The following is a 20,870-nucleotide window of genomic DNA, read 5'->3' as shown; positions in this document are numbered from 1 at the left end:
CGTGCCGCACAAGGCCAATATCCTCCTCGTCGACGACCGCGACGACAACCTCACGACCCTGGAGGCGATCCTCACCTCCCTCGACCAGAACCTGGTGCGGGCCAGTTCGGGCGAGGCCGCGCTCAAGGCGTTGCTGGAGGACGACTTCGCGGTCATCCTGCTCGACGTGATGATGCCGGGGATGGACGGCTTCGAGACGGCCGCGCACATCAAGCAGCGCGAGAAGACCAAGGACATCCCGATCATCTTCCTGACCGGGGCCGACATCGACCGCCACCAGGTCTTCCGGGGGTACGCCTCCAGATCGATCGACTACCTCACCAAACCGTTCGACCCCTGGGTGCTGCGGGCCAAGGTCGAGGTGTTCGTCGACCTCTACCACACCAAGCGCCGGCTCCAGGAGCAGTCGCGGATGCTCCAGCGCGAGCTGGGCGCCGAGGTCGACGGCCCGGTCCGCTCGGTCGTGACCCGGCTGTCCGAGCGCACCGCCGAGGTCTCCGAGGGGGTGGAACGGGTGCGGGAGCGGGTTCTCGCCACCGACGCCGACGGGCGGACCGCCGCCGCGCTGCGCGACCTCGACCGTTCGGTGGCGCGGCTCGCCGAGTTCGTCTCGGCGCTGCGCGGATCCTCGTGACCCGAGGCCGTGGCATCCGCCCACATCGGAGGCCGGTGGCGCATACGCTGGTGGCATGGACGTCGTGATCGTGTGTCCCGACTGCCACGGCAGTGGTTACCGGATCACCGTCGTGGGTTATGCGGGCAGTGACCTGACCGGCGAGATGCTGGTGCCCCGGGAGTGCCGTGGTTGTGCCGGGACGGGCCGCATGACCGTCTCGGGGTGGTCCTGAGCCGGGACGCGGCCGGCTCAGCCCGCCGAACGCGGCGGCAGGGCCAGCCCGATGTGCTCGCCGATCTCCTCGATCAGGCCCAGGTCGGCGAGCCGGAAGGAGCCGCGGTTGCTGCGCCGGATCAGGGTGAGCGCTCCGCGCACGCCCCTGCTTCCGCGCAGGGGGACGCACAGCAGTGAACCCGCGCCGAGCGCGCCGAGGACCGGGACCCCGTTGGGGTCGTGGCCGAGCACGCCCCCGTCCTCGATGAGCTGGTGCAGGACGGACTGGCCGGTGCCCAGCACGTCGCGGGGGACCTCGGACGAGAGCGGGTCGAGCCCTTCCAGCATTTTGCGCGCCTCGTCGCCCTCGGGGCCGGCCACCACCGCGCGCCGCGGTTCGGAGGCGTCGGAGGGCAGGTCGCAGACGTCGATGATGACCCAGTCGGCGTAGGAGTCCGCGAGCAGGGCCGCGGCGTCGTCGAGGGCGAGCGGGCTGCCCGCGCCGCCGGGGCCGGCGCTGCGCAGCAGCAGCCGGGTCATGCGGGTGAGCACGTCCAGTCGGCGCGCGGCGAGCACGACGACCTGGTCCTCGACCTCGGCCTCCAACGGGGCGGGCCCCTCGTCGGCGCTGCTGTCCAGCGGCGGCGACATGACGACGAGGACGAGCGGGTTGGCCTCGGTGGGCACGTCCAGGCGGGTCAGGGTGAGGTGGACGTCCTCGGCCCAGCCGCGGCGGGCCAGCCGCGAGTCGAACGACGCGGGCTCCCCGCCGCGCAGCACCGCGGCCAGCCGCGAGCGCATGGCGGCGCGGCGGCGCAGGTCGACGAAGATCGACAGCGGCTTTCCGGTGAGGTAGCCGCTGGTGCTGCCCAGCCGTTCGGCCCCGATCGCGTTGATGCGGCGGATGTAGCCCTCGTGGTCGAGCAGGACGACGGGGATGCTCAGCTCGGTGAAGACGGCCCGCAGCACGGCGCGGTCGTCGTCGTTGGCGGCGCGGCGGGACGCGCTCGCGTCGACCTCGCTGGCCATCCTGCGCCCACAGTCGCGCAGCAACCGTTCGGCGAAGTCGAGTTCGGCGAGCGCGGCTTCGAGGGTGCTCGCGGCGTCACCGGGATACATGGCGTGCGTGCTGCGCAACGCCGCCGCGCGTTCGCCCAACTCGGTGATCTCGCGTTCGAGGTCGGCGAGGTTCTCCGGCAAGCTCATGGCTCCTGACGTGTGAGGATGGGGAGGCCCAGGGGTGTGGGAGTGCCCTCCGCCGCCGTGGGCCCCGGGGGTCGCCCGCGGGAACGGCCCCGCATATGAAGCTAACGCATGACCCCAGTGGAGCCGACGGTGGTTACGGTGGAGTAGCGGTGACCGGACGAGAACGGGACGGGGGGCACGGACATGTGGATCGAGCGTCTCGCGCGGGAGATCGGCGCGCTGGGGCAGGAGGGCAGCAGCACCCCGGAACGGGCGGTGGACCGGTTGAGCACGGTGGCCGCGCGCGGGGTCCCCGGCTGCTCGGCGGCCCTGGTGGTGGTCTGGCGGGCGGTGGAACGCGGTGACGGCGACGATGTCGCGGAACACCCCGGCGGGCACGTCGTCGTCGACTACGGCGCCTCCCACTCCGACCTGGCGGCGGCCTTCGAGCACCAGTACGCCACCGATCAGGGGCCCGCGGTGGAGGCGGTGCGCGAGATGCGGCCGGTCTCGGTGGGAGACGTGCTGCGCGGGGATCGCTGGCCGCGCTACACCAGCATGGCGGTGCAGTGCGGTGACCGTTCCTCGGTGACGCTGCCGCGCGCCTTCGGCGATGAGGTTTTGACCCTCGGAGTGCATTCGGGCCGGGCCGACGCCTTCGACCCGGTGATCGTGCAGCCGCTCATCGAGCTGCTCGCCGAGCAGGCCACCGCGATGCTGCTCCAGGCGGGCCGCTACAGCGACGCCGAGCGCGAGGCCGCGCATATGCGGCGCGCCATGTCGTCGCGCGGCGTCATCGACCAGGCCAAGGGCATCATCATGCACGCGCGCGGGTGCGACGCCGACGAGGCGTTCCGGGAACTGCGCAGGGTCGCCCAGCGCAACCGGATGAAGGTGGCCGAGGTCGCCCGCAAGCTCGTGGAGGAGCACGCCGCCGGCACGACGACGGGACCCCGCAGGGTGGCCGTCCGGTGAACCGAGGGGCACGCTTGGTACCGGTCCGATGACGGAAGGTGTGCGGGCCCGACCGGGTGTGCCGAATGGCGCTAAGGTGACGGAGTAGCGGAGTGTACGGCCGGCGTGGACGCGACGGTGGTGCGGAGCGGAAACGCCGATCCCCCACCTCCCCAACCCCCATCTCCCGCCAAAGGCGTGACGAGCGAGGAGTGCGTGCGTGACAGCCGAGATCTCGACCCGAACCGAGGGCGATGTCGTCGTGGTGCTCCCACGGGGAGACCTCGACGCCATCACCTCACCCGAGCTCGCCCGTGAGCTCGACGGCTTCCTGAGCGCCGACTCCCCGCCCCGAGGGGTCGTCGTCGACTTCTCCGGCGTCGACTTCTGCGACTCCCGCTGTATCGGGGTCCTGGTCGCCTGCTACCGCCAGGCCCGCGACCGGTCCATCGGTTTCGTCGTGGCCTCGCCGCAGCGCACGGTGCAGCGCCTGTTCGTCATCGCCGGCATTGACCAGGTCATCACCATCGAGGACGACATGAACCGGGCGCTCAAGGCCGCGCTGACCTGACTCCGCCGCGCCTCTCCGGGTTCGCGCGGCGAGGGGCTCAGGCCTTGAAGTGCAGCCGTACCAGCGACCCGCCGGCGTTGCCGCGCACCTCCATGAAGTCGCAGATCTGCCGGGTGATCCACAGGCCGTACCCACGGACGCTCAGCGCGTCGGCGGGGAAGTAGCCGCTCAGCGGGTCGGTGAGGTCGCCGCCCTCGTCGAACACGTCGCACATGAGCCGTCCGGGGGCCAGCCACAGCGAGATCATCCCCTTGCCCGCTCCGTGCTCCAAGACGTTGGCCGCCATTTCGTTCACCGCGACGACCAGATCGTTGACGCGCTCGCGTGGCGCCCCCAGGCGCTTGGCCAGCGCGGTGAGCTCGTCACGCAGGGCGGGCAGGTCGGGCACGATCTCCAGCGACTCGACGGGGCCGTCGGGGGGAGGCAGGGGCTCGAGCGCGTCGGCGGCGCTGTAGGCGGCGGCGTCACGGTAGTCGGGGCTGTGCCGTGGGGTGCCCCCGATGATCATCACCGGGTGGGTGTGCCACACCCGTTCCAGGACGGATCGGGGAAGCGCGTCCGTGTCGTGCAGGCACATCAGCCGGAGTCTGCTGCCCGCGAGGGAGGCCCCCAGGACCGAGTCCAGCCGGTGCCACTCGCGCAGCTCCAACGGGTTGTCCAAGGGGAGCGCGGGCTCGCCGACCACGGTGATGTGGCGGTCGGGGTGGAGCAGGGTGAGCCTGTGCAGGGCGGCCAGCGTCCGACCGGGCGCCTCGTACCAGGTGTCGTGGTCGACGAAGTGGACGGAGTCGCTCTCGGAGGGCGTCAGGGCCGCGCGCACGGCGGTGGCGTGGCCCGGCCGCAGGGCCACCACCACGTGGTCGCCACTGGCCAGGCCGGCACGGATCCGGGGTACGACGACGTCGCACAGCTCCCGGGCCGAGTGGAACAGCACACCGTGGTGCTCGAATCCCTCGAATCCGGCGTTGTCGGGTACCGCACGTGAACTCATCGCATCACCCCGGGCGCTCGTCCTCCCAGCCGGGAATGACTCTCTCACCGCCGAGGCCACGTTCGGCGAACCTCTCATCCCGCTCTGCTGGGCAGGGCGCGGGGACCGGCCGGGGAGGACGGCCCTCACCCCCCTGGGGGTGGAGGCGGAAAGTCGTTGCCGCGACATTCGCCGGATATGACCTAGGAGGTCGTACGCGGACTAGTGTGCATCATCGCCGACCGCCATGGGCATCTCCTCCTCCATCGGCAGCACCCGGGAGTAGACCCGCTCGGTCTCCGCGGCGACGCGCTGCCAGCCGAAGCGGGAGGCGGCGCGGTCGGCCCCGGCGATTCCGTAGGCGGTGCGCGTGGTGGAGTCGGCGGCCAGGTGACGCAGCACACGCGCCAGCGAGTCGGGCCGGGCCTGGCGCAGCAACACGCCGGTGGTGCCGTCGAGCACGGCGCCGGTGACGCCTCCAACGGCGGTGGCCACAACCGGAAGCCCGCACGCCATGGCCTCCAGCACCGCGCCGCCGTAGGGGTCGTACAGGGCGGCCGAGGCGTAGACGTCGGCCGAGCGCAGCAGACGCGGCAGCTCCTTGCGGTCGACGGAGCCGAGGAGCGTCACCCGCTCGTCCACGCCGGCCTCCTTGGCGACCAGCTCCAGCCGGCGGGCGTCGGGGTCGATGGCCAGGTTCTCGGAGGAGGGGCCGCCGACGATGACGAGCTCGGCGTCGGGGACCCGCGCCATGGAACGGATGAGGGTGTCGGCGCCACTCTCGGGCCCCAGGCCGGTGACCGAGATGATGCGGGTGCGCTGCTCACGGCGGCCGCGCCAGGGGCCCGCCGCGGTTCCGCCCTCGGGCAGGAACTGGTCGGTGTCGACGCCGTAGGGCACCACGCTGACGCGCGGCCGGGGCAGCCCCATGCGGGCCAGCTCGAAGCGCTGGTCGGCGGAGTCGACGACAACGGCGTCGGCGCGCCCGGCGATCGCGGCCTCCAGGCGGACGCGCTCGGTCCGGCCGGGCAGGCCGGCGCGCTGCTCGGCGACGTTGAGCGAGTGGAACGTCTGCACCAGCGGCGGGCGCTGCTCGGTCAGACCGCGCAGCGCCGACAGCGCGGCCAGGCCGCTGGTCCAGCCGAAGGCGTGCACGACGTCGGGGGTGTCCTCGGCGAGCGCGCCGGCCAGCGCCTTGGCGAAGGCGCCGGTGTGCTCGGCCTCCTCGTCGGTCCCCAGCGGGCGGGCCGGGCCGGCGGTCAGGTGCTCGACCGCGACGCCGCGGCCCATGCGGGAGCGGCCGGCCGATTCGGCGTCGGAGCAACGGGCGTAGACGGTGACACGGTGGCCGTTCTTGGCGAGGTGGCGGGCCAGGGCGGCGACGTGGACGCTGTCACCGCAGGTCGGCTCACCCTTGTGGGCGGGAAGCGGGGTGGCGTGCTCGGAAACCAAGGCGATCTTCACGTGAAACTCCTCGTGGTGAGACGGCGACCCGGAGAGTCGATCGACGTGCGCCCATGGCGAAGGACCCCTTCGGTGCAGGGAAAGGGGAGCGGCCAGGCCGACGGGAGCCGTACGGGACGGGGGAGAGAAAGAAGAGGGGAGGGCAGACGCATGAGAATCACACCTTTGGCCGTTCGGAGAAACACGAAAAGCGCTCGAGAACACTCCGGCCGTTGCGGCCAGGTGCGAGCGCACGAAGGCGAAGGTGTGTCTGCGTCTTAGACACCCAACGCCGTCATTGTGTCAGAGGTTTGCGATAAAGACAACGCCCGATTACCTGTGCCGATGGCGGAACCCGGCGCTCCGGCAGGCCGGGAGCGGTTTGCGGGTGATCTTCTCGGGCACGCTCCGGCAGCGACACAGGGGCGGAGGTCCCGGATGGGAGAAAACGTGATGAAAGGGTCAAAAGCGTCACGCTGGCCGGCCGACAGGGCGTTCCCCGCACGCACGACGGTGCCGCACGACCCGATCCCCCACTACACCGGCCGCGGTCGGCTGACGGGACGGCGCGCCCTCGTGGTCGGCGGCCTGGTCGACGGCACCGGCCCGGGACGCGAGGTCGCCGCGGCACTGGCCAAGGAGGGGGCGGCGGTCGCCGTCGCCGACGACCCCGGAGGCCCCTCGAAACCCGCGGCACCGCAGGGATGGAGACGGGCGACCCCCGCCGCGAACGGCGTCCCCGCCGATCCCCTGCACACGACGGCACGGATGCTCGCCGACCTGGGGGCCTGCGCGCTGCCCGTCCGCTGTGACCCCACGCGCGAGGCCGACTGCCGCGGGGCGGTGGCGCACACCACCCTGGAGTTCGGCGGCATCGACCTGCTGGTCGTGTGCGGCCCGGGCCCGCGCGACCACGACGGGCTCATGGACATCACCACCGACCGGCTCGACCGCACCCTGCGCGCGACCTTCTACAGTGCGCTATGGCTGATCCAGGCGGCACGGGTGTTCCTGCCCGCGGGCGCCTCGATCGTCCTCACCGGTGCCCCGTCGGGCGACCACGGCTCCCCCGAGCACATCGACCACGCGGCCGGCGCGGCCGGCGTCATGTCCCTGCCCCGCTCCCTGGCCGGCATCCTGGCCGATCGCGGGGTGCGGATCAACTGTCTGGTCCCCGCCGAGGAGGACGACCCCCACGACGTCGCGGCGGCCTACGTGGACCTCGCCCGCGAGGGGGTGGACCTGGGGACGGGCGCGGTGCTGTCCGTGGCGGGGATCACGCGGAGGCGGCCGGAGGTGCCCCGGCGTGCTCCTCACGGGTGGCCGGATGCGGATCGGCGCGAAGCGGGGGCAGGATAGGAACTGCGCATCGTGGCGATTTCCGCCATGATGTACGCGGGTTTTAGCCGTGGCCGACCGTCCCCCGATACGGTTACATGATCAACGCGCCTCGCCACCGTCCGGCAGAGGCGCCGCTTGGGACTGTTCGGCAGGTACTGCCGATGAAACAGGAGGTAGGGTGCATGGGTGTCGATGGCGGGGCAGTCGCGGTAACGGCCCTCACGCACCGGGGCGCTGTTCGCCAGGCCAATGAGGACGCCGTGGTGATGGGCGCGCTCACGGTGGCCGGCGCCGACATGAAGATGCCCGCGCGCTGCGTGCTCCCCCTGGCCGAGCCCCTCGTCGTCGCCGTCGCCGACGGCCTCGGCGGACACGCCGCGGGAGAGATCGCCTCCGAGCACGCCGTCCATCGCATGGCCGAGAGCGGCGCCGACCTGGTCGGCCCCGAGGCGGTGGAACAACTCCTCAAGCACATCGACGAGGAGATCAAGGAGCACGCCAGCCAGCACACCGAGTTCTCCGGCATGGGCACGACGGTCGCGGGCATGCTGCTGACCGCCGACGGCAACTACTGGTTCAACGTCGGCGACTCGCGCACCTACCGTCTCCAAGACGGCCGGCTCTACCAGCTCTCCCAGGACGACTCGCCGGCGCTGCCCCCTTCCGAGGACGGCAAGCCGGTCACCACGAACTTCATCACCCAGTCGCTCGGCGGCAGCGGCGCCAGCCCGATGGAGCCCCACGTCGGCCGCGACCCCGAACCCGGTCCCGGGGCGTGGTTGATGTGCAGCGACGGCCTGTCCGACCTCGTGGCGCTGGAGGAGATGGAGCGCATCATCGCGGGCTCCGGCAGTGACGAGGCGGCCGTGTTCAACCTGTGGCAGGCCGCCATGGACGCCTCCGGACGCGACAACATCAGCATTCTGCTCGTGCGCCGCGGCTGAGACCCCGGCGGCACGGGAACGCGCGCGGCCCCGCGGGGAGGATTCCCCCGCGGGGCCGCGGTGTTTTTCAGCCGGGGATCAGCCCTGCCCGCCGGGGCGCCTGCGCAGCCGGACGATGACGATGACGATCAGGCCGACCACGGCCAGGGCGCCGACCACCGCCAGCGCCGGACCCCACGGTCCCGCGGTGGAGGTGGGATTGGCGACCGGCCCCTCCTCGGAGGTGGGGCTCTCCTCGGCGGTGGGGGATGTCTGGGTGGCCGGGCTCTCCTCGGCCTCGGGGGACGCCGCGGCGACGGCCTCCTCGGAGAGGGTGAAGGCCAGTTCGTCCTCCAGCGGGTGGCCGTCGGCCGAGATGATCCGGTAGTTGATCGTGTACTCGCCGGACTCCGTCAGGGGGACCAGGTCGATCGCGGCCTTCTCGCCGTCGAGACGGACCTCGCCCTCGGCGACGTTCTCCCCGTTGGGGTCGGAGACGACGATGCCGTTACCGCCCTCGTTGACCTCGGCGTTGAAGGTGAGGACCACCTCCTGGGGCGCCTCGTCGAGGGTCGCCCCGTCCTCGGGGGAGGACGACAGCAAGACGTTGTGGGCCAGCGCGCTCTGCGCCGGTGCCAGGGCCAGCAGCAACGAGAGGCCGAACGCGATCGGCAGGCGGGACCTGCGCCGGGACGTGATGGTGGATGCCATGAGAGACCTTTCCGGTGCTCGTCGGATTCGTTTCGGACGGGGACGACGAACAACGGATGGTGGCCCGCGGGGGCGGGACCGGCGCGCCAGACCCGAGCGAGGGCGCATGGCGGGCGGCCGGATGGGGAGGAGGGGGCGCGGGGGCAGGGGCGGAAGGGGCGCCGCCACCGGGCGGGGAAGCGCGCGCAGGACGAGGGTGGCCAGCGCCCACAGCCCGGTTTCGCCGTGGGAGAGCAGGGCCGTGGCGAGCAGCGCGGCCCACAGGTGGCCGGCCAGCATGCCGGGGGAGTACCCGGCCAGGCAGAAGTGGCCGATGTGCGCGAGCGACGTGCTCGCCGGCCCCGCCTGGGGGGACTGGAACAGCAGGTGCAGCCCCGCCTGGGCGAGGGCCAGGACCGCGAAGATCTCGCCGGGGCCGCGCCGGGCCCGGGTGAATGGGGTGAGCGCGAACGCCATGAACAGCGTCGCGAGCGCCAGGGTCCCGGGCGGGGCGGTACCGTCCGACCACGCGGCGTGGCCGGACCAGGACAGGCCGGTGCACGCCAGGGCCAGGACGGCCGTCCGCAGGAGCCACAGGGGGCCCCGGGTAGGCAGGTGCACGGTCTCAGAACCTAACAGGTGACCAAGGGACCGGCCGAGAACCGGTACCGCGGAAGCGAAGGGCCGTCAGACCGGAGGGTCTGACGGCCGATGGCGCATGGCCGGGTCAGCTGGCGGGGACCAGCTCGCGGCGCATGTAGCGGCGTTCCTCGGGCGTTGTCGCACCCCAGATCCCATGCGCCTCCCCGGCGCGCAGTGCCCACCGCAGGCACTCTTGGCGAACAGTACACGTACGGCAGATGGCCTTGGCGAGCTCCGCGTCATGCCGCCCAGGCCCGGTCGTGCTCACCGGGAAGAACAGTTCGGGGTCGTAGCTGCGGCAGGCGCCCTGCGCGACCCAGTCTTCGCTTTCGTGGTAAAGGCGGTTCACCAGGTGCCTCCGAATCCCTGGCTCGTGTCCTCGGAACCCACGGTGATCCACCGTGGGATGAGGTGGCCGCGGATGGCCGTTCGCTGCACCGCGGGCGGACCTCGGGTCCCGTCGAAGGGCGACGGGGCCCGCGCGCGGGCTACCCGTGGATGTGCCAGGGAAGCACCGTCGCGTCTCGACCGATTGTAGTACTACGCCGGGTCGTACTACAGAAGGTCAGCGAGAAAATTCCCCTGGAAGCGCCGCTGTTATGGCACTTTTCGTGCATACGGTGCAAAAGCTCACACGAGGATGGGGCGGTCGCGGGGCGGGCGGGGGCGGTCCCGGCGGTGGTCGTCGCGGGAGGTGCGCGCGGTCCGGGGCGAGGGGGGCGTGTTGCCTCATGTGGAACAGAGGGTGTCGATAATGGCGATGAATATCCCTACTTCGATAGATTCCGTGTGATCTATGCCACCCTTAAAGTTCCGTGTGTGAGGCCCTATGTTTGGCTGTGGTTCCACGCGAAGGGTGGAACGCGATCCGCGCGGCCCGTTTCCACGGCCGCGCCCGAGGCGTTTCGAACCCCCTGGTGGCAACCGAGGGCCGGCGCGGAGCGACCCCGAGAGCGGCCGTGACCAGCGCGGCGACGCCGGGAACCGCGTTTTTAAATGAACGAGCCCTACCCGGTGCAACATCGCCGAAACATTCACCACTGAAATCCCGGAAATTTCGCTCAGGAACGTTCGCTAAATTCCTGCGACGTGCCTCTTCAACGAACAGCTCCAGCCGACCGAGACGATTCCGGATACGTCCACGACCGTCGCGTGGACGCTCCCGTGGACCCCGACGGGGTGCGTCTGGCCGCGCCATCGTTGGAGGACGGACGGCACCTGTGGCGCCTGGCGGGTGACTGCGGGCTCGACGTGAACTCCCCGTACGCCTACGCCCTGTGGTGCCGCGACTTCGCGCGGACCTCGCTGGTCGCCTACGACGCCGAGGGCGTCGTCCGCGGTTTCGTCACCGGCTACGTCCGCCCGGACTCCCCCGAGACCTACTTCCTGTGGCAGGTCGGCGTCGACCCCGCGTTCCGCGGCCGCCGGCTGGCCCGGAGGATGCTCGACCACATCGCCGATCGCGTCGTCGCCACTGGCCTCACCCGCCTGGAGGCGACCGTCACCCCCGGCAACACGGCCTCGCGCGCGCTGTTCGCCTCGTTCGCCCGCGACCGTGGCGCCCACATCGCCTGGACTCCCCTGTTCGGACGCGAGCACTTCCCCGCCGACGGCCCTGACGGGCACGAACCGGAGGAACTCGTGCGCATCGGTCCGATCGGCTGACCCGTTCCACCCGACTCGACGTTCACAGCGACGCCCGACTCATCCCGACCCCGCCGCCCCGCACGCGGTGGATTGCGGAAAGGACACAAGGGGAAACGATGGAGATCTTCGAACGCCTCGAATCGGAAGTCCGTAGTTACTGCCGTGGCTGGCCGGTCGTCTTCAACGAGGCGCGCGGCAGTCACGTCTACGACGAATCCGGCCGTCCCTATCTCGACTTCTTCGCGGGCGCGGGATCGCTCAACTACGGGCATAACAATCCCCGCCTCAAAACCGAGCTCCTCGACTATCTCATCGGGGACTCCATCGTCCACAGCCTGGACGCCTACACCACGGCCAAACGCGATTTCCTGAAAACCTTCGGCGAGGTGATCCTCGCCCCCCGCGGGCTGGACTACAAGGTCCAGTTCCCCGGCCCGGCCGGCAACAACGCGGTCGAGGCGGCGCTCAAGCTCGCCCGCAAGTACACCGGCCGCGAGACCGTCATCAGCTTCACCAACGGCTTCCACGGCATGACCCTGGGCGCGCTCGCGGTCACCGGCAACTCGATGAAGCGCGGCGGCGCCGGCGTTCCGCTGGGCCACGCCGCGACCATGCCGTTCGACGGCTACATGGACGGCCGGACGCCGGACTTCCTGTGGCTGCGCAGCCTGCTGGAGGACAGCGGCAGCGGCCTGGACAAGCCGGCGGCGGTCATCGTCGAGACGGTGCAGGGGGAGGGCGGCATCAACGTCGCCAGCGCCGGGTGGCTGCGCGGCCTGGCCGCGCTGTGCAAGGAGTACGAGATGCTCCTCATCGTCGACGACATCCAGATGGGCTGTGGCCGGACCGGGCCGTTCTTCTCCTTCGAGGAGGCCGGTATCGAGCCGGACATCGTCACGCTGTCGAAGTCCATCAGCGGCTATGGCCTGCCGATGGCCCTCACCCTGTTCAAGCGCGAGCTGGACGTGTGGGAGCCGGGCGAGCACAACGGCACCTTCCGGGGCCCCAACCCCGCCTTCGTCACCGGCACCGCGGCCCTGACCACCTTCTGGCGCGACGACGAGTTGCAGCGGGAGACCGTCGCCAAGGGCGAGCTGATCGGCTCCCGCCTGGAGGCCATCGCCGAGGAGCACCCGCAGACGGGCGCCCACGCCCGCGGCCGGGGGATGGCTCGCGGCCTCGCCTTCACCGAGGAGGGCCTGGCCAAGTCCGTGTGCGCCGAGGCGTTCCAGCGCGGCCTGCTCATGGAGACCTCCGGTCCCGAGGACGAGGTCGCCAAGCTCCTGCCGCCGCTGACCACCTCCCGCGAGGAGCTGGAACAGGGCCTGGACATCATCGCCGAATCCGTGCGCGCCGCCGTCAAGGTGCCGCAGCCGGCCTGAGCCGCGGCCGGCAGAAGGACCCGGGGCCCGGAGCGAATCCGGGCCCCGTACTCGGGGACACCGTCCCCACCGCGAGAGAAGGAAGAGGAGACGCGACCGCCGTGATCGTTCGCAGCCTGGACGACGTCAACGACACCGACGCCGACATCAAGACCGAGACCTGGCGCAGCCGCCGCGTCGTGCTCGCCAGGGACGGTGTTGGTTTCTCGTTCCACGAGACCGTCTTGTACGCGGGCACCGAGACGCGCATGTGGTACGCCAACCACATCGAGCTCGTGCACTGCATCGAGGGCGAGGCGGAGGTCACCAACGAGGAGACGGGCGAGACCCATCTGATCACGCCCGGCACGCTCTACCTCCTCGACGGGCACGAGCACCACACGGTCCGTCCCAAGACCGACTTCCGGGTGCTGTGCGTGTTCAACCCGCCGGTGACGGGCCGCGAGGTTCACGATGAGAACGGGGTCTACCCGTTGTTGCACGAGGAGCCCGCGGCACAGAGGTAGGGCGCGACCGGTCCGGGCACAGCGCAGGACAGAGATCCCTGGAGGGGGCTCGAAGATGACACTGATCACGACCGACTTCGAACAGCCGACCACGGACGACTACCCGACGCGCAAGGGAACCGAACCCGCACTGCTCTACCGCAGGGACCCCGCGGTCTGGGGGACCGCGGCCGACGGCCCGATGTCCCAGGAGGAGCTGGACTCCTTCGACACCAAGGGCTACTACCAGGCCGAGGCGCTGGTGACCGCCGAGGAGCTCGCCATCTACCGCGCCGAGCTGGACCGGCTCGCCGGTGACGAGGCGATCAAGCGGGACGAGCGCACCATCGTCGAGCGTTCCTCCGACGAGGTCCGTTCCATCTTCGAGGTGCACAAGATCAGCGAGGTGTTCGCGAAGCTGGTCCGCGACCCGCGCGTGGTGGGCCGCGCCCGCCAGATCCTCGGCTCCGACGTCTACGTCCACCAGAGCCGGGTGAACTACAAGCCGGGCTTCGGCGGGGGTGACTTCTACTGGCACTCCGACTTCGAGACCTGGCACGCCGAGGACGGCATGCCCCGGCCGCGGGCGGTCAGCCTCTCGCTGGCGCTGACCGACAACCACCCCTACAACGGGTGCCTGATGATCATGCCGGGGTCGCACAAGACCTATGTGAGCTGTGTCGGCGAGACGCCCGAGGGGCATTATCGCGACTCGCTGAAGAAGCAGGAGATCGGCACTCCCGATCCGAGCAGCCTGACGATCCTGGCCGACAAGCACGGCATCGACATGATCACCGGACCGGCCGGTACCGGCCTTTTCTTCGACTGCAACTGCATGCACGGGTCCAGCGGCAACATCTCGCCCTATCCCCGTTCCAACGTGTTCATCGTCTTCAACAGCGTCGACAACACGTGCGGGGAGCCTTTCGCGGCGCCCAGCCCGCGGCCCACGTTCGTCGGCGCGCGTGATTTCACGCCGGTGATCTGACGCCTTCGCCGGAGCGGATGTTAGGACCGGCCGATCGCGGGCACGCCCGCTTGGCGGGCACGCGCCCGTGACCGGCCGGGTACCGTCCGCCCGGCGGGGCACGGGGGTGGGGCGGGACCGGTTCCACCGGGCCACCCCACCCCCATCCCGCACAAGACGCGCGGCGCCCCCTCCCTCGGGGAGGGGGCGCCGCGTGGTTCCCCGAGGAGAAGAGCATGACGAGGATTCGAGGAAGCGGTCCGGACCGCCGGCGCTTCTTCGCGAGCGCGGGCGGCGCCGGTCTGGCCGCGCTCCTTGCACCGCCGCTGTTGAGCGGCTGTTCGAAGGTCGGTACCGGCAACACCTTCGACCGGATCCGCGAACAGGGGTACATCAACGTCGGATTCGCCAACGAGGCCCCCTACGGCTACACCGACCTGGCCACCGGTGAACTCACCGGCGAGGCCCCCGAACTCGCCAAGGCGATCTTCGCCGAGCTGGGGATCGAGGAGATCCGCGGCGTCCCGGTCCAGTTCAGCGGCCTGATCCCGGGCCTGGTGGGCGGCCAGTTCGACATGGTGGCCGCCGGGATGGCGATCACCCCCGAACGCTGCGAGCAGGTCGCGTTCACCGACCCGGACTACCTCAGCCGCACCGCCTTCCTGGTCCGCGAGGGCAACCCGCTCGGCATCACCACGTTCGGCGACGTCGCCGACAACCCCGACGCCGTGTTGTGCGTCATGAACGCGACCGTCGAACAGCAGATGGCCGAGGGGCAGGGGGTTCCCGCCGCCCAGATCCAGACCGCCCCGGACACGCCCAGCGCCTATGAGCTGCTGGAGACCGGCCGGATCGACGCGGTCGCGCTGACCGCGATCTCACTGCGCTGGATGCTGGACCAGCGGGGCGGCCCTTTCGAGGTGACCGAGGGGTTCTTCCCGATCGATCAGGAGACGGGCGAGGAGATCATCGGCGGCGGGGGGTTCGCGGTGCGCCCGGCCGACACCGACCTGCGGGACGCCTTCAACGGTGTCCTGGCCGACTTCAAGGACAGCGGGCGCCTGCTGGAGATCATCGAACCGTTCGGGTTCACCGAGGAGGAACTCCCCGGCGATCTGACCGCCGACCGTCTGTGCCGGGCGTGAGGAGACCACGATGACCTTCTTCGACCTCCTGCCGTTGTACCTCAACGGCGCCTGGTACACCCTGCTGATCACGCTCGGCGGCTGCGCCCTGGCGTTCGTCATCGCGATGACGGTCGGCATCGTGGGCAGCGTCCGCAACCCGGTGCTGCGCGCGGCCGCGGCCGTCTACGTCGAGGTGTTCCGCGGTGTGGCGGCGCTGGTGCTGATGTTCTGGCTGTTCTACGCCCTGCCGCTGGTCACCGGCTACCGGGTGGAACCGGTGTTCGCCGCGATCCTCGCGCTCGGGCTCAACGTCGGGGCCTATGGCGCCGAGAACGTGCGCGGCGCGATCAAGGCCGTGCCCCGGGCCCAGTACGAGGCCACGGTGGCGTTGAACATGACCCCCGTGCAGCGGATGCGCATGGTGATCCTGCCGCAGGCGTGGGCGCAGATGCTGCCCACGTTCGGCAACCTGGCGATCGAGCTGATGAAGGGCAGCGCGGTCGTCTCGCTCATCGCGGTGTCGGACCTGACGTTCGTCGCCCAGCAGCTGCGCACCTTCTCCGGTGACACGGCGCTGGCGTTCACCGCGGCCCTGGTCATGTACTTCATCATCGCCCAGGTCCTGCTGTTCTTCGTGCGGATGGCCGAGCGCCGGGCCGACCGGCGGCTGGGCCGGGCTCCGGCGAAGCCGACGAGGCGCGGCGGCCGGATCGCCGCCGCGGTGAAGGGCGGTGGAGCGTGACGTTCGACTGGGGATTCGTCGGCGAGGTCCTGCCCGACCTGCTGCTGGGCCTGCGCTACACCTTGTTGGCCACGGTCGTCTCCTATGCGTTCGCGCTGGTCCTGGGGTTGGTCGTGGCGATGGTCCGGCGCGCGGCGCCGCGTCCGGTGGCCGCCGTCGTGCACTGGGTCATGGAGTTCATCCGCTGCACGCCGCTGCTGGTCCAGCTCTTCTTCGTCTTCTACGTGCTGCCATCTGTGGGGGTCCAGCTCTCGCCGTTGACGGCGGGCATCATCGGACTGGGCGTCCACTACGCGGCCTACACCGCCGAGGTGTACCGCTCGGGTCTGGAGGGGGTGCCGCGCGGCCAGTGGGAGGCGGCCCGGGCGCTGAGCCTGCCGGCCCGCCGCACCTGGACGGCGGTGGTCCTGCCGCAGGCGGTGCGCAGGGTGATCCCGGCGCTGGGCAACTACCTGATCTCGATGTTCAAGGACACCCCGCTGCTGTTCGCGATCACCGTGCCCGAGCTGCTGTTCGAGGCCAACCGCCTGGGTGGCCAGTACTTCAAGTACCTCGAAATGATGACGGTGGTCGGCCTGCTCTTCATCTGCGTGAGCGTGCCGGCCGCGATCCTGATCCGATTCCTGGAGCGACGCTATGCCGCAATCTGACAACCTCCCGGCCGGCGCCGCGGGTCACGCCCCCGGTGAGGAGCCGCTGATCCGGTTCGACAAGGTGGTCAAGAGGTTCGGCCGCAACGTCGTCCTGCGTGAACTCGACTTCACCGTGGACGCGGGCGAACGGGTCACCCTGATCGGTCCCAGCGGTTCGGGTAAGACCACGATCCTGCGGCTGTTGATGACGTTGGAGCGGGTCAACGGCGGCGTCATCTGGGTCAACGGCGATTCGCTCAGCCACATGCGGCGTAACGGGCGGCTCGTCCCGGCCAACGAGAAGCACCAGCGTGAGGTGCGTAAGAAGATCGGGATGGTCTTCCAGCAGTTCAACCTGTTCCCGAACATGAGCGTGCGCCGCAACATCACCGAGGCGCCCGTCCACACGCTGGGGATCTCCCGGGAGGAGGCCGACCAGCGGGCGGAGGAGCTGCTGGACATGGTGGGGCTGCGGCAGAAGATCGACGCCCACCCCACCCAGCTCTCCGGAGGGCAGCAGCAACGGGTCGCGATCGCCCGGGCGCTGGCGATGCGCCCGCAGATCCTGCTGCTCGACGAGGTGACCTCGGCCCTGGACCCCGAGCTGGTCGCGGGGGTCTTGGACGTGCTGCGCGAGATCGCGCGCACCACCGACATCACGATGCTGTCGGTGACCCACGAGATGGCCTTCGCCAAGGACGTCTCTCACCGGGTGCTGATGTTCGACCAGGGCCGGATCGTCGAGGAGGGGCCGCCGGAACAGATCTTCGGCGACCCCCACGAGGAACGCACCAAGGAGTTCCTGCACGCGGTCCTGGAGGGGTGAGACCCGCCGGGCCGGCCGCGCAGGCCCGGCCGGCCCGGTTCTCCCCGGCGCGGCGGCTCCTCTGCGAAGCTGGTGGCATGGCCCGACTGCTGATCGTGCACCACACCCCGTCACCGGCCACGCAGGTCCTGTTGGAGGCCGTGCTGGAGGGGGCGCGCACCGACGAGATCGAGGGCGTCGAGGTGGTCACCCGTCCCGCGCTCGCGGCGACGGCCGTCGATGTCCTGGCCGCGGACGGCGTCGTCCTCGGCACGCCCGCCAACATCGGCTACATGTCCGGCGCCCTCAAACATTTCTTCGACGGTGTTTACTACCCGTGCCTGACCGACACGGCCGGCCTGCCCTACGCGCTGTACGTGCACGGCAACGACGACACCGCGGGCGCGGTCCGCGCCGTCGAGGCGATCGCCAAGGGCATGTCCTGGCACCGGCACCGTCCCCCGGTCAGCGTCACCGGCGCCCCGGACGCCGCGGCCCGCGAGGCGTGCTGGGAGCTGGGTGCGCTGAGCGCGCTCGCCACCCTGGAACGGGTCGGTTAGGGGACGCGTTCGCGGTCCTCGCGGCGAGCGTCCGGCCCGACGAGGGACCACGCGGTCGCCGCGGTCCGGACGCTCGGCCTGCGCCGTCGTCGATCCTCCGCATCGTGCCGGGGCACGTGGCGGGGGAGCTCGGCGCCCTCTTCACGGGGGCCGTGCCGTTCCTCCGTGGGAGATCACGGCGCGGCGGGCGCCCCGGCCGGTGGGTCCGGTGGGGCGCCCGCCGCGTCGCTCAGGAGTCCTTCCCGGTCCCGGTCGCGGCGGGGGCACCGGTCGAGCGCCGCGCGTTGGCGTGCTCCAGCAGCTGCTCCAGCCGGGCGCGGTCCACCCGGCCGCCGGAGAAGGCGACCATCCGGTCGATCGGGATCGACGCCATCATCCGCTGCATGTCCATGCCCAGGTCGGCCCCCTCATCGCCGGCTACACCGGGAAGGGCGCTGCCGCTCATGGCCTCCATCAGCACCGGGCCGGCCACGGGGTCGGCGAGCACCTCGCCGAGAGTCGACTCCAGGGTGAGCGGCGGACGGACGCCGTCGCCGTCGAGGGCCACGGTCCCCGTCAGGCGCAGGTCGCGGCTGGAGGCGCCCACCGAGATCACGTAGTCGCCGCCCTCGACCACCCAACGGTCCTGCCGCACATCCCAATAGGCGAGGTCCTCCCGGCGGAGCAGCAGCTCGACGGTGCGGCTCTCGCCGGGGTCCAACGTGACCCCCGCGAACCCGGCGAGCCAGCGCGGCGCCCGGGCCACCTCCGAGGCCGGCAGCCCCGCGTAGACCTGCACCACCTCGCGCCCGGCCCGCGTCCCCGTGTTCGACACCGTGAGCCGCACGGCCACCCCCGCCTCGGAGGGCGCCAGCTCCAGGCCGGAGTAGGTGAACTCGGTGTAGGACAGGCCGTGCCCGAACGGGAAGGTGACCTCCAGGCCGCGGGCGTCGTACCAGCGGTAGCCGACGAAGATCCGCTCACCGTACAGCACGTGCCCGTGCTCGCCGGGGAAGGACAGGTAGGCGGGGGAGTCCTCCAACCGCACCGGGACGGTCTCCGTCAACCGCCCCGACGGGTTGACGACACCGAACAGCACGTCGGCGATCGCGCCGCCGCCCGCCTGCCCGAGCAGGGCGCCGTCGAGGATCGCGGGCGCCAGCTCGGCGACCGGGGCGAGCCGCAGCACGCCCCCGTGGGAGAGGACGACGACGGTGCGCGGCTGCGCCCGCACGACGGCCTCCAGCAGTTCGACCTGCTCCCGGGGCAGCTCGATGTGCTCCCGGTCGAAGCCCTCCGACTCCTGCCGCGCGGCCAGCCCGAGGAAGACGACGGCGGTCCGCGCGGCGGCCGCGGCCCGCACCGCCTCGGCGCGCAACGCCTCGGCGTCGCCGGACCCGTCCGTCGTGAAACCGGGGGAGAAGGAGACGTCGCCGTCGCCGGCGAGCCGGCGCACCTCGTCGAGCGGAACGTCCAGGCGGGTGGGGTTCACGTGCGAACTGCCGCCGCCCTGGTAGCGCGGCGCCTGCGCGAACTCGCCGATGACGGCGATCGAGCCGCCGGGCGCGAGCGGAAGCAGCGCGCCGTCGTTCTTGAGCAGGACGACGCCGCGCCCGGCCGCCTCGCGGGCGAGGGCGTGGTGGGCGTCGACGTCGAACGTCGCCCCCTCGCGCGCCCCCTCGGCGGCCCGGGCGGCGAGCCGCGCGACGCGCCGCGCGGAACGGTCGACGGCCGCCGCGTCCAGCTCGCCGGCGGCGACCGCGGCCACCACGCGCGCGTCCGACACGCCACCGGTCGCCGGCATCTCAAGATCCAGGCCGGCCGCCACCGAGGCGACCCGGTCCCGCACGGCACCCCAGTCGCTGACCACGACGCCGTCGAAACCCCACTCGTCGCGCAGGACCGATGTCAACAGCCACGCGTTCTCACCGGCGTAGGTCCCGTTGATCCGGTTGTAGGAGCACATCACCGTCCAGGGGCGCGCCTCCTCGACGACCCGCTGGAACGCGCGCAGGTAGATCTCGCGCAGCGTGCGGGGGTCGATGTCGGAACTCGAACGCATCCGGTCATGCTCGGCGTTGTTGGCCGCGAAGTGCTTCACCGAGGCGCCCACGCCGCGGCTCTGCAGTCCCTTCACCCAGGCCGCGCCGAGAACGCCGGAGACGAGCGGGTCCTCCGAGTAGTACTCGAAGTTGCGGCCACAGCGCGGGTCGCGCTTGATGTTCACACCGGGGCCGAGCAGCACGTTCACCCCGGCGGCCCGGCTTTCGTCGCCCAGGGCCGCGCCGACGCGCTCGACGAGTTCGGGGTCCCAGGACTGGCCGAGCCCGACCGCGGGCGGGAAGCACGTCGCGGGGATGCTCGCCGAAAGCCCCAGGTGGTCCGACGCGCCGGTCTGCTTGCGCACGCCGTGCGGCCCGTCGGTCAGTGAGATCGCCGGGACGGGGCCGACGGCCTTCGTGGTCCAGAAGTCGGCGCCGCTGCCGAGCGCGGCCCTCTCCTCCAGGCTGAGGTCGGTGGTTTCGCTCATGGCTTCCTCTCGTGACTGGTGGTCGGACGGGGTGCCGGAAAGGAACGGGACGCCCGCGGTGGACGCGGCCCTGTCCGGACGCGGAACCGCCGCGCGCGGGCGTCGTGTGGCCTGGGAAGGGCCGCGGACGCCGGTTCCCGGGCGCCCCGCCGCTCCCGCCGCGTCCACGGTCCGGCCCTGTCGAGCGGGCGGGGAGGCGTCTGGGCGGGCGGGGTCGCGTGGCGGGGAGGGCGCCGGCGGGGGCCGGAGCGGGCGGGCCCTCACGGGCGGGCCCTCCGTCCTCCCGGAGTCCGGGGCGCGAGGAGGGGAGCGGCGCTCGCGCCGGGCGGGCCGTGGGACGGTCGGACCGCTGGTGTTCGGGCCATGCTGTGCGATCGCCCCCTGCTCGGTGGACGGGACCACGACGTCTACCTACTACCTAGTAGTTAGTAGGTAGACGTTAATCTAGCCATCCTGGTGCTGACCA

At 71.4% G+C, this 20,870-nt stretch carries 21 protein-coding genes; 15 read left to right on the top strand and 6 right to left on the bottom strand.

Annotated features, from left to right (window positions below; all coding sequences use genetic code 11):
- Position 1 precedes the first annotated feature (1 nt).
- Both B5D66_RS23240 and B5D66_RS25580 read left to right on the top strand, forming a co-directional pair.
- On the top strand, positions 2-634 hold the full coding sequence (locus B5D66_RS23240; protein ID WP_078763947.1) for a response regulator: 633 nt from the start codon (positions 2-4) through the stop codon (positions 632-634).
- Positions 635-689: 55 nt separating this feature from the next.
- Entirely contained in the window at positions 690-848 is a 159-nt protein-coding gene (locus B5D66_RS25580) for a hypothetical protein (RefSeq protein ID WP_159457311.1), read from the top strand.
- A 17-nt stretch (positions 849-865) separates the two neighbouring features.
- Here the strand turns inward: B5D66_RS25580 and B5D66_RS23235 are convergent, their stop codons facing one another.
- Positions 866-2,029 (bottom strand): GAF domain-containing protein, encoded by a 1,164-nt coding sequence (locus B5D66_RS23235; protein WP_078763969.1) that lies wholly within the window; start codon positions 2,027-2,029, stop codon positions 866-868.
- Between the two features lie 189 nt (positions 2,030-2,218).
- Here B5D66_RS23235 and B5D66_RS23230 point away from each other — a divergent pair, with 189 nt between their 5' ends.
- Positions 2,219-2,989, top strand: coding sequence for a GAF and ANTAR domain-containing protein (locus B5D66_RS23230; RefSeq protein WP_078763946.1), 771 nt, complete (start codon positions 2,219-2,221; stop codon positions 2,987-2,989).
- A gap of 199 nt (positions 2,990-3,188) precedes the next feature.
- Complete coding sequence (locus B5D66_RS23225) at positions 3,189-3,539, top strand: STAS domain-containing protein (protein ID WP_078763945.1); 351 nt, start codon at positions 3,189-3,191, stop codon at positions 3,537-3,539.
- 37 nt (positions 3,540-3,576) lie between these two features.
- Here the strand turns inward: B5D66_RS23225 and B5D66_RS23220 are convergent, their stop codons facing one another.
- Positions 3,577-4,530 (bottom strand): sensor histidine kinase, encoded by a 954-nt coding sequence (locus tag B5D66_RS23220; protein ID WP_078763944.1) that lies wholly within the window; start codon positions 4,528-4,530, stop codon positions 3,577-3,579.
- 201 nt (positions 4,531-4,731) lie between these two features.
- The gene (locus tag B5D66_RS23215; RefSeq protein ID WP_078763943.1) at positions 4,732-5,973 is read right to left on the bottom strand and encodes a glycosyltransferase; all 1,242 of its coding nucleotides are present in this window, start codon (positions 5,971-5,973) and stop codon (positions 4,732-4,734) included.
- A 432-nt stretch (positions 5,974-6,405) separates the two neighbouring features.
- Here B5D66_RS23215 and B5D66_RS23210 point away from each other — a divergent pair, with 432 nt between their 5' ends.
- Positions 6,406-7,311, top strand: coding sequence for an SDR family oxidoreductase (locus B5D66_RS23210; RefSeq protein ID WP_159457310.1), 906 nt, complete (start codon positions 6,406-6,408; stop codon positions 7,309-7,311).
- Positions 7,312-7,475: 164 nt separating this feature from the next.
- Entirely contained in the window at positions 7,476-8,237 is a 762-nt protein-coding gene (locus tag B5D66_RS23205) for a PP2C family protein-serine/threonine phosphatase (protein WP_078763941.1), read from the top strand.
- Positions 8,238-8,315: 78 nt separating this feature from the next.
- On the opposite strand, the gene B5D66_RS26230 is transcribed toward B5D66_RS23205, so the two are convergent.
- Both B5D66_RS26230 and B5D66_RS23195 read right to left on the bottom strand, forming a co-directional pair.
- The gene (locus tag B5D66_RS26230) at positions 8,316-9,527 is read right to left on the bottom strand and encodes a copper resistance CopC family protein (protein ID WP_235001185.1); all 1,212 of its coding nucleotides are present in this window, start codon (positions 9,525-9,527) and stop codon (positions 8,316-8,318) included.
- 106 nt (positions 9,528-9,633) lie between these two features.
- A complete protein-coding gene (locus tag B5D66_RS23195) occupies positions 9,634-9,897 on the bottom strand; it encodes a WhiB family transcriptional regulator (RefSeq protein ID WP_078763940.1) in 264 nt (87 codons plus the stop codon).
- Between the two features lie 803 nt (positions 9,898-10,700).
- Between B5D66_RS23195 and ectA the strand changes: the two genes are divergently transcribed.
- The 9 genes from ectA (at position 10,701) to B5D66_RS23150 (ending at position 17,895) form a co-directional block, all read left to right on the top strand.
- Positions 10,701-11,213, top strand: a complete 513-nt coding sequence (ectA, locus tag B5D66_RS23190; RefSeq protein WP_235001184.1) for a diaminobutyrate acetyltransferase — start codon at positions 10,701-10,703, stop codon at positions 11,211-11,213.
- A gap of 98 nt (positions 11,214-11,311) precedes the next feature.
- The gene (ectB, locus tag B5D66_RS23185; RefSeq protein ID WP_078763939.1) at positions 11,312-12,577 is read left to right on the top strand and encodes a diaminobutyrate--2-oxoglutarate transaminase; all 1,266 of its coding nucleotides are present in this window, start codon (positions 11,312-11,314) and stop codon (positions 12,575-12,577) included.
- Between the two features lie 101 nt (positions 12,578-12,678).
- Positions 12,679-13,083 carry an ectoine synthase gene (locus B5D66_RS23180; RefSeq protein WP_078763938.1) on the top strand — a complete coding sequence of 135 codons (405 nt, stop codon included), beginning with the start codon at positions 12,679-12,681 and terminating at the stop codon, positions 13,081-13,083.
- A 55-nt stretch (positions 13,084-13,138) separates the two neighbouring features.
- Positions 13,139-14,050 (top strand): ectoine hydroxylase, encoded by a 912-nt coding sequence (gene thpD, locus B5D66_RS23175; protein WP_078763937.1) that lies wholly within the window; start codon positions 13,139-13,141, stop codon positions 14,048-14,050.
- Positions 14,051-14,265: 215 nt separating this feature from the next.
- Positions 14,266-15,174, top strand: coding sequence for an ectoine/hydroxyectoine ABC transporter substrate-binding protein EhuB (ehuB, locus tag B5D66_RS23170; protein ID WP_078763936.1), 909 nt, complete (start codon positions 14,266-14,268; stop codon positions 15,172-15,174).
- Between the two features lie 10 nt (positions 15,175-15,184).
- Positions 15,185-15,898 carry an ectoine/hydroxyectoine ABC transporter permease subunit EhuC gene (ehuC, locus tag B5D66_RS23165; protein ID WP_078763935.1) on the top strand — a complete coding sequence of 238 codons (714 nt, stop codon included), beginning with the start codon at positions 15,185-15,187 and terminating at the stop codon, positions 15,896-15,898.
- Entirely contained in the window at positions 15,895-16,548 is a 654-nt protein-coding gene (gene ehuD, locus B5D66_RS23160; protein ID WP_078763934.1) for an ectoine/hydroxyectoine ABC transporter permease subunit EhuD, read from the top strand. The genes ehuC and ehuD overlap by 4 nt, the downstream gene beginning before the upstream one ends.
- Positions 16,535-17,356 (top strand): ectoine/hydroxyectoine ABC transporter ATP-binding protein EhuA, encoded by an 822-nt coding sequence (gene ehuA / locus B5D66_RS23155; RefSeq protein WP_078763933.1) that lies wholly within the window; start codon positions 16,535-16,537, stop codon positions 17,354-17,356. Before ehuD ends, ehuA begins: the two co-directional genes overlap by 14 nt.
- Positions 17,357-17,433: 77 nt before the next feature.
- Entirely contained in the window at positions 17,434-17,895 is a 462-nt protein-coding gene (locus B5D66_RS23150; RefSeq protein ID WP_078763932.1) for a flavodoxin family protein, read from the top strand.
- 229 nt (positions 17,896-18,124) lie between these two features.
- Here the strand turns inward: B5D66_RS23150 and B5D66_RS23145 are convergent, their stop codons facing one another.
- Complete coding sequence (locus B5D66_RS23145) at positions 18,125-20,404, bottom strand: glycoside hydrolase family 3 C-terminal domain-containing protein (RefSeq protein WP_078763931.1); 2,280 nt, start codon at positions 20,402-20,404, stop codon at positions 18,125-18,127.
- Positions 20,405-20,870 lie beyond the last annotated feature (466 nt).

Source organism: Marinactinospora thermotolerans DSM 45154, from assembly GCF_900167435.1.
In the GTDB taxonomy this organism is placed as follows: domain Bacteria; phylum Actinomycetota; class Actinomycetes; order Streptosporangiales; family Streptosporangiaceae; genus Marinactinospora; species Marinactinospora thermotolerans.
Note: the sequence above shows the minus strand (reverse complement) of the source record. Positions and strands in the feature narration are given on the sequence as shown.

Bases quoted from the DNA above. Each gene is read 5' to 3' on its own strand.
- ectB (WP_078763939.1), top strand. From the start codon at position 11,312: ATGGAGATCTTCGAACGCCTCGAATCGGAAGTCCGTAGTTACTGCCGT.
- B5D66_RS25580 (WP_159457311.1), top strand. From the start codon at position 690: ATGGACGTCGTGATCGTGTGTCCCGACTGCCACGGCAGTGGTTACCGG.
- B5D66_RS23210 (WP_159457310.1), top strand. From the start codon at position 6,406: ATGAAAGGGTCAAAAGCGTCACGCTGGCCGGCCGACAGGGCGTTCCCC.
- B5D66_RS23150 (WP_078763932.1), top strand. From the start codon at position 17,434: ATGGCCCGACTGCTGATCGTGCACCACACCCCGTCACCGGCCACGCAG.
- B5D66_RS23205 (WP_078763941.1), top strand. From the start codon at position 7,476: ATGGGTGTCGATGGCGGGGCAGTCGCGGTAACGGCCCTCACGCACCGG.
- ehuA (WP_078763933.1), top strand. From the start codon at position 16,535: ATGCCGCAATCTGACAACCTCCCGGCCGGCGCCGCGGGTCACGCCCCC.
- ehuB (WP_078763936.1), top strand. From the start codon at position 14,266: ATGACGAGGATTCGAGGAAGCGGTCCGGACCGCCGGCGCTTCTTCGCG.
- B5D66_RS23220 (WP_078763944.1), bottom strand. From the start codon at position 4,530: ATGAGTTCACGTGCGGTACCCGACAACGCCGGATTCGAGGGATTCGAG.
- B5D66_RS23230 (WP_078763946.1), top strand. From the start codon at position 2,219: ATGTGGATCGAGCGTCTCGCGCGGGAGATCGGCGCGCTGGGGCAGGAG.
- thpD (WP_078763937.1), top strand. From the start codon at position 13,139: ATGACACTGATCACGACCGACTTCGAACAGCCGACCACGGACGACTAC.
- ehuC (WP_078763935.1), top strand. From the start codon at position 15,185: ATGACCTTCTTCGACCTCCTGCCGTTGTACCTCAACGGCGCCTGGTAC.
- B5D66_RS23145 (WP_078763931.1), bottom strand. From the start codon at position 20,404: ATGAGCGAAACCACCGACCTCAGCCTGGAGGAGAGGGCCGCGCTCGGC.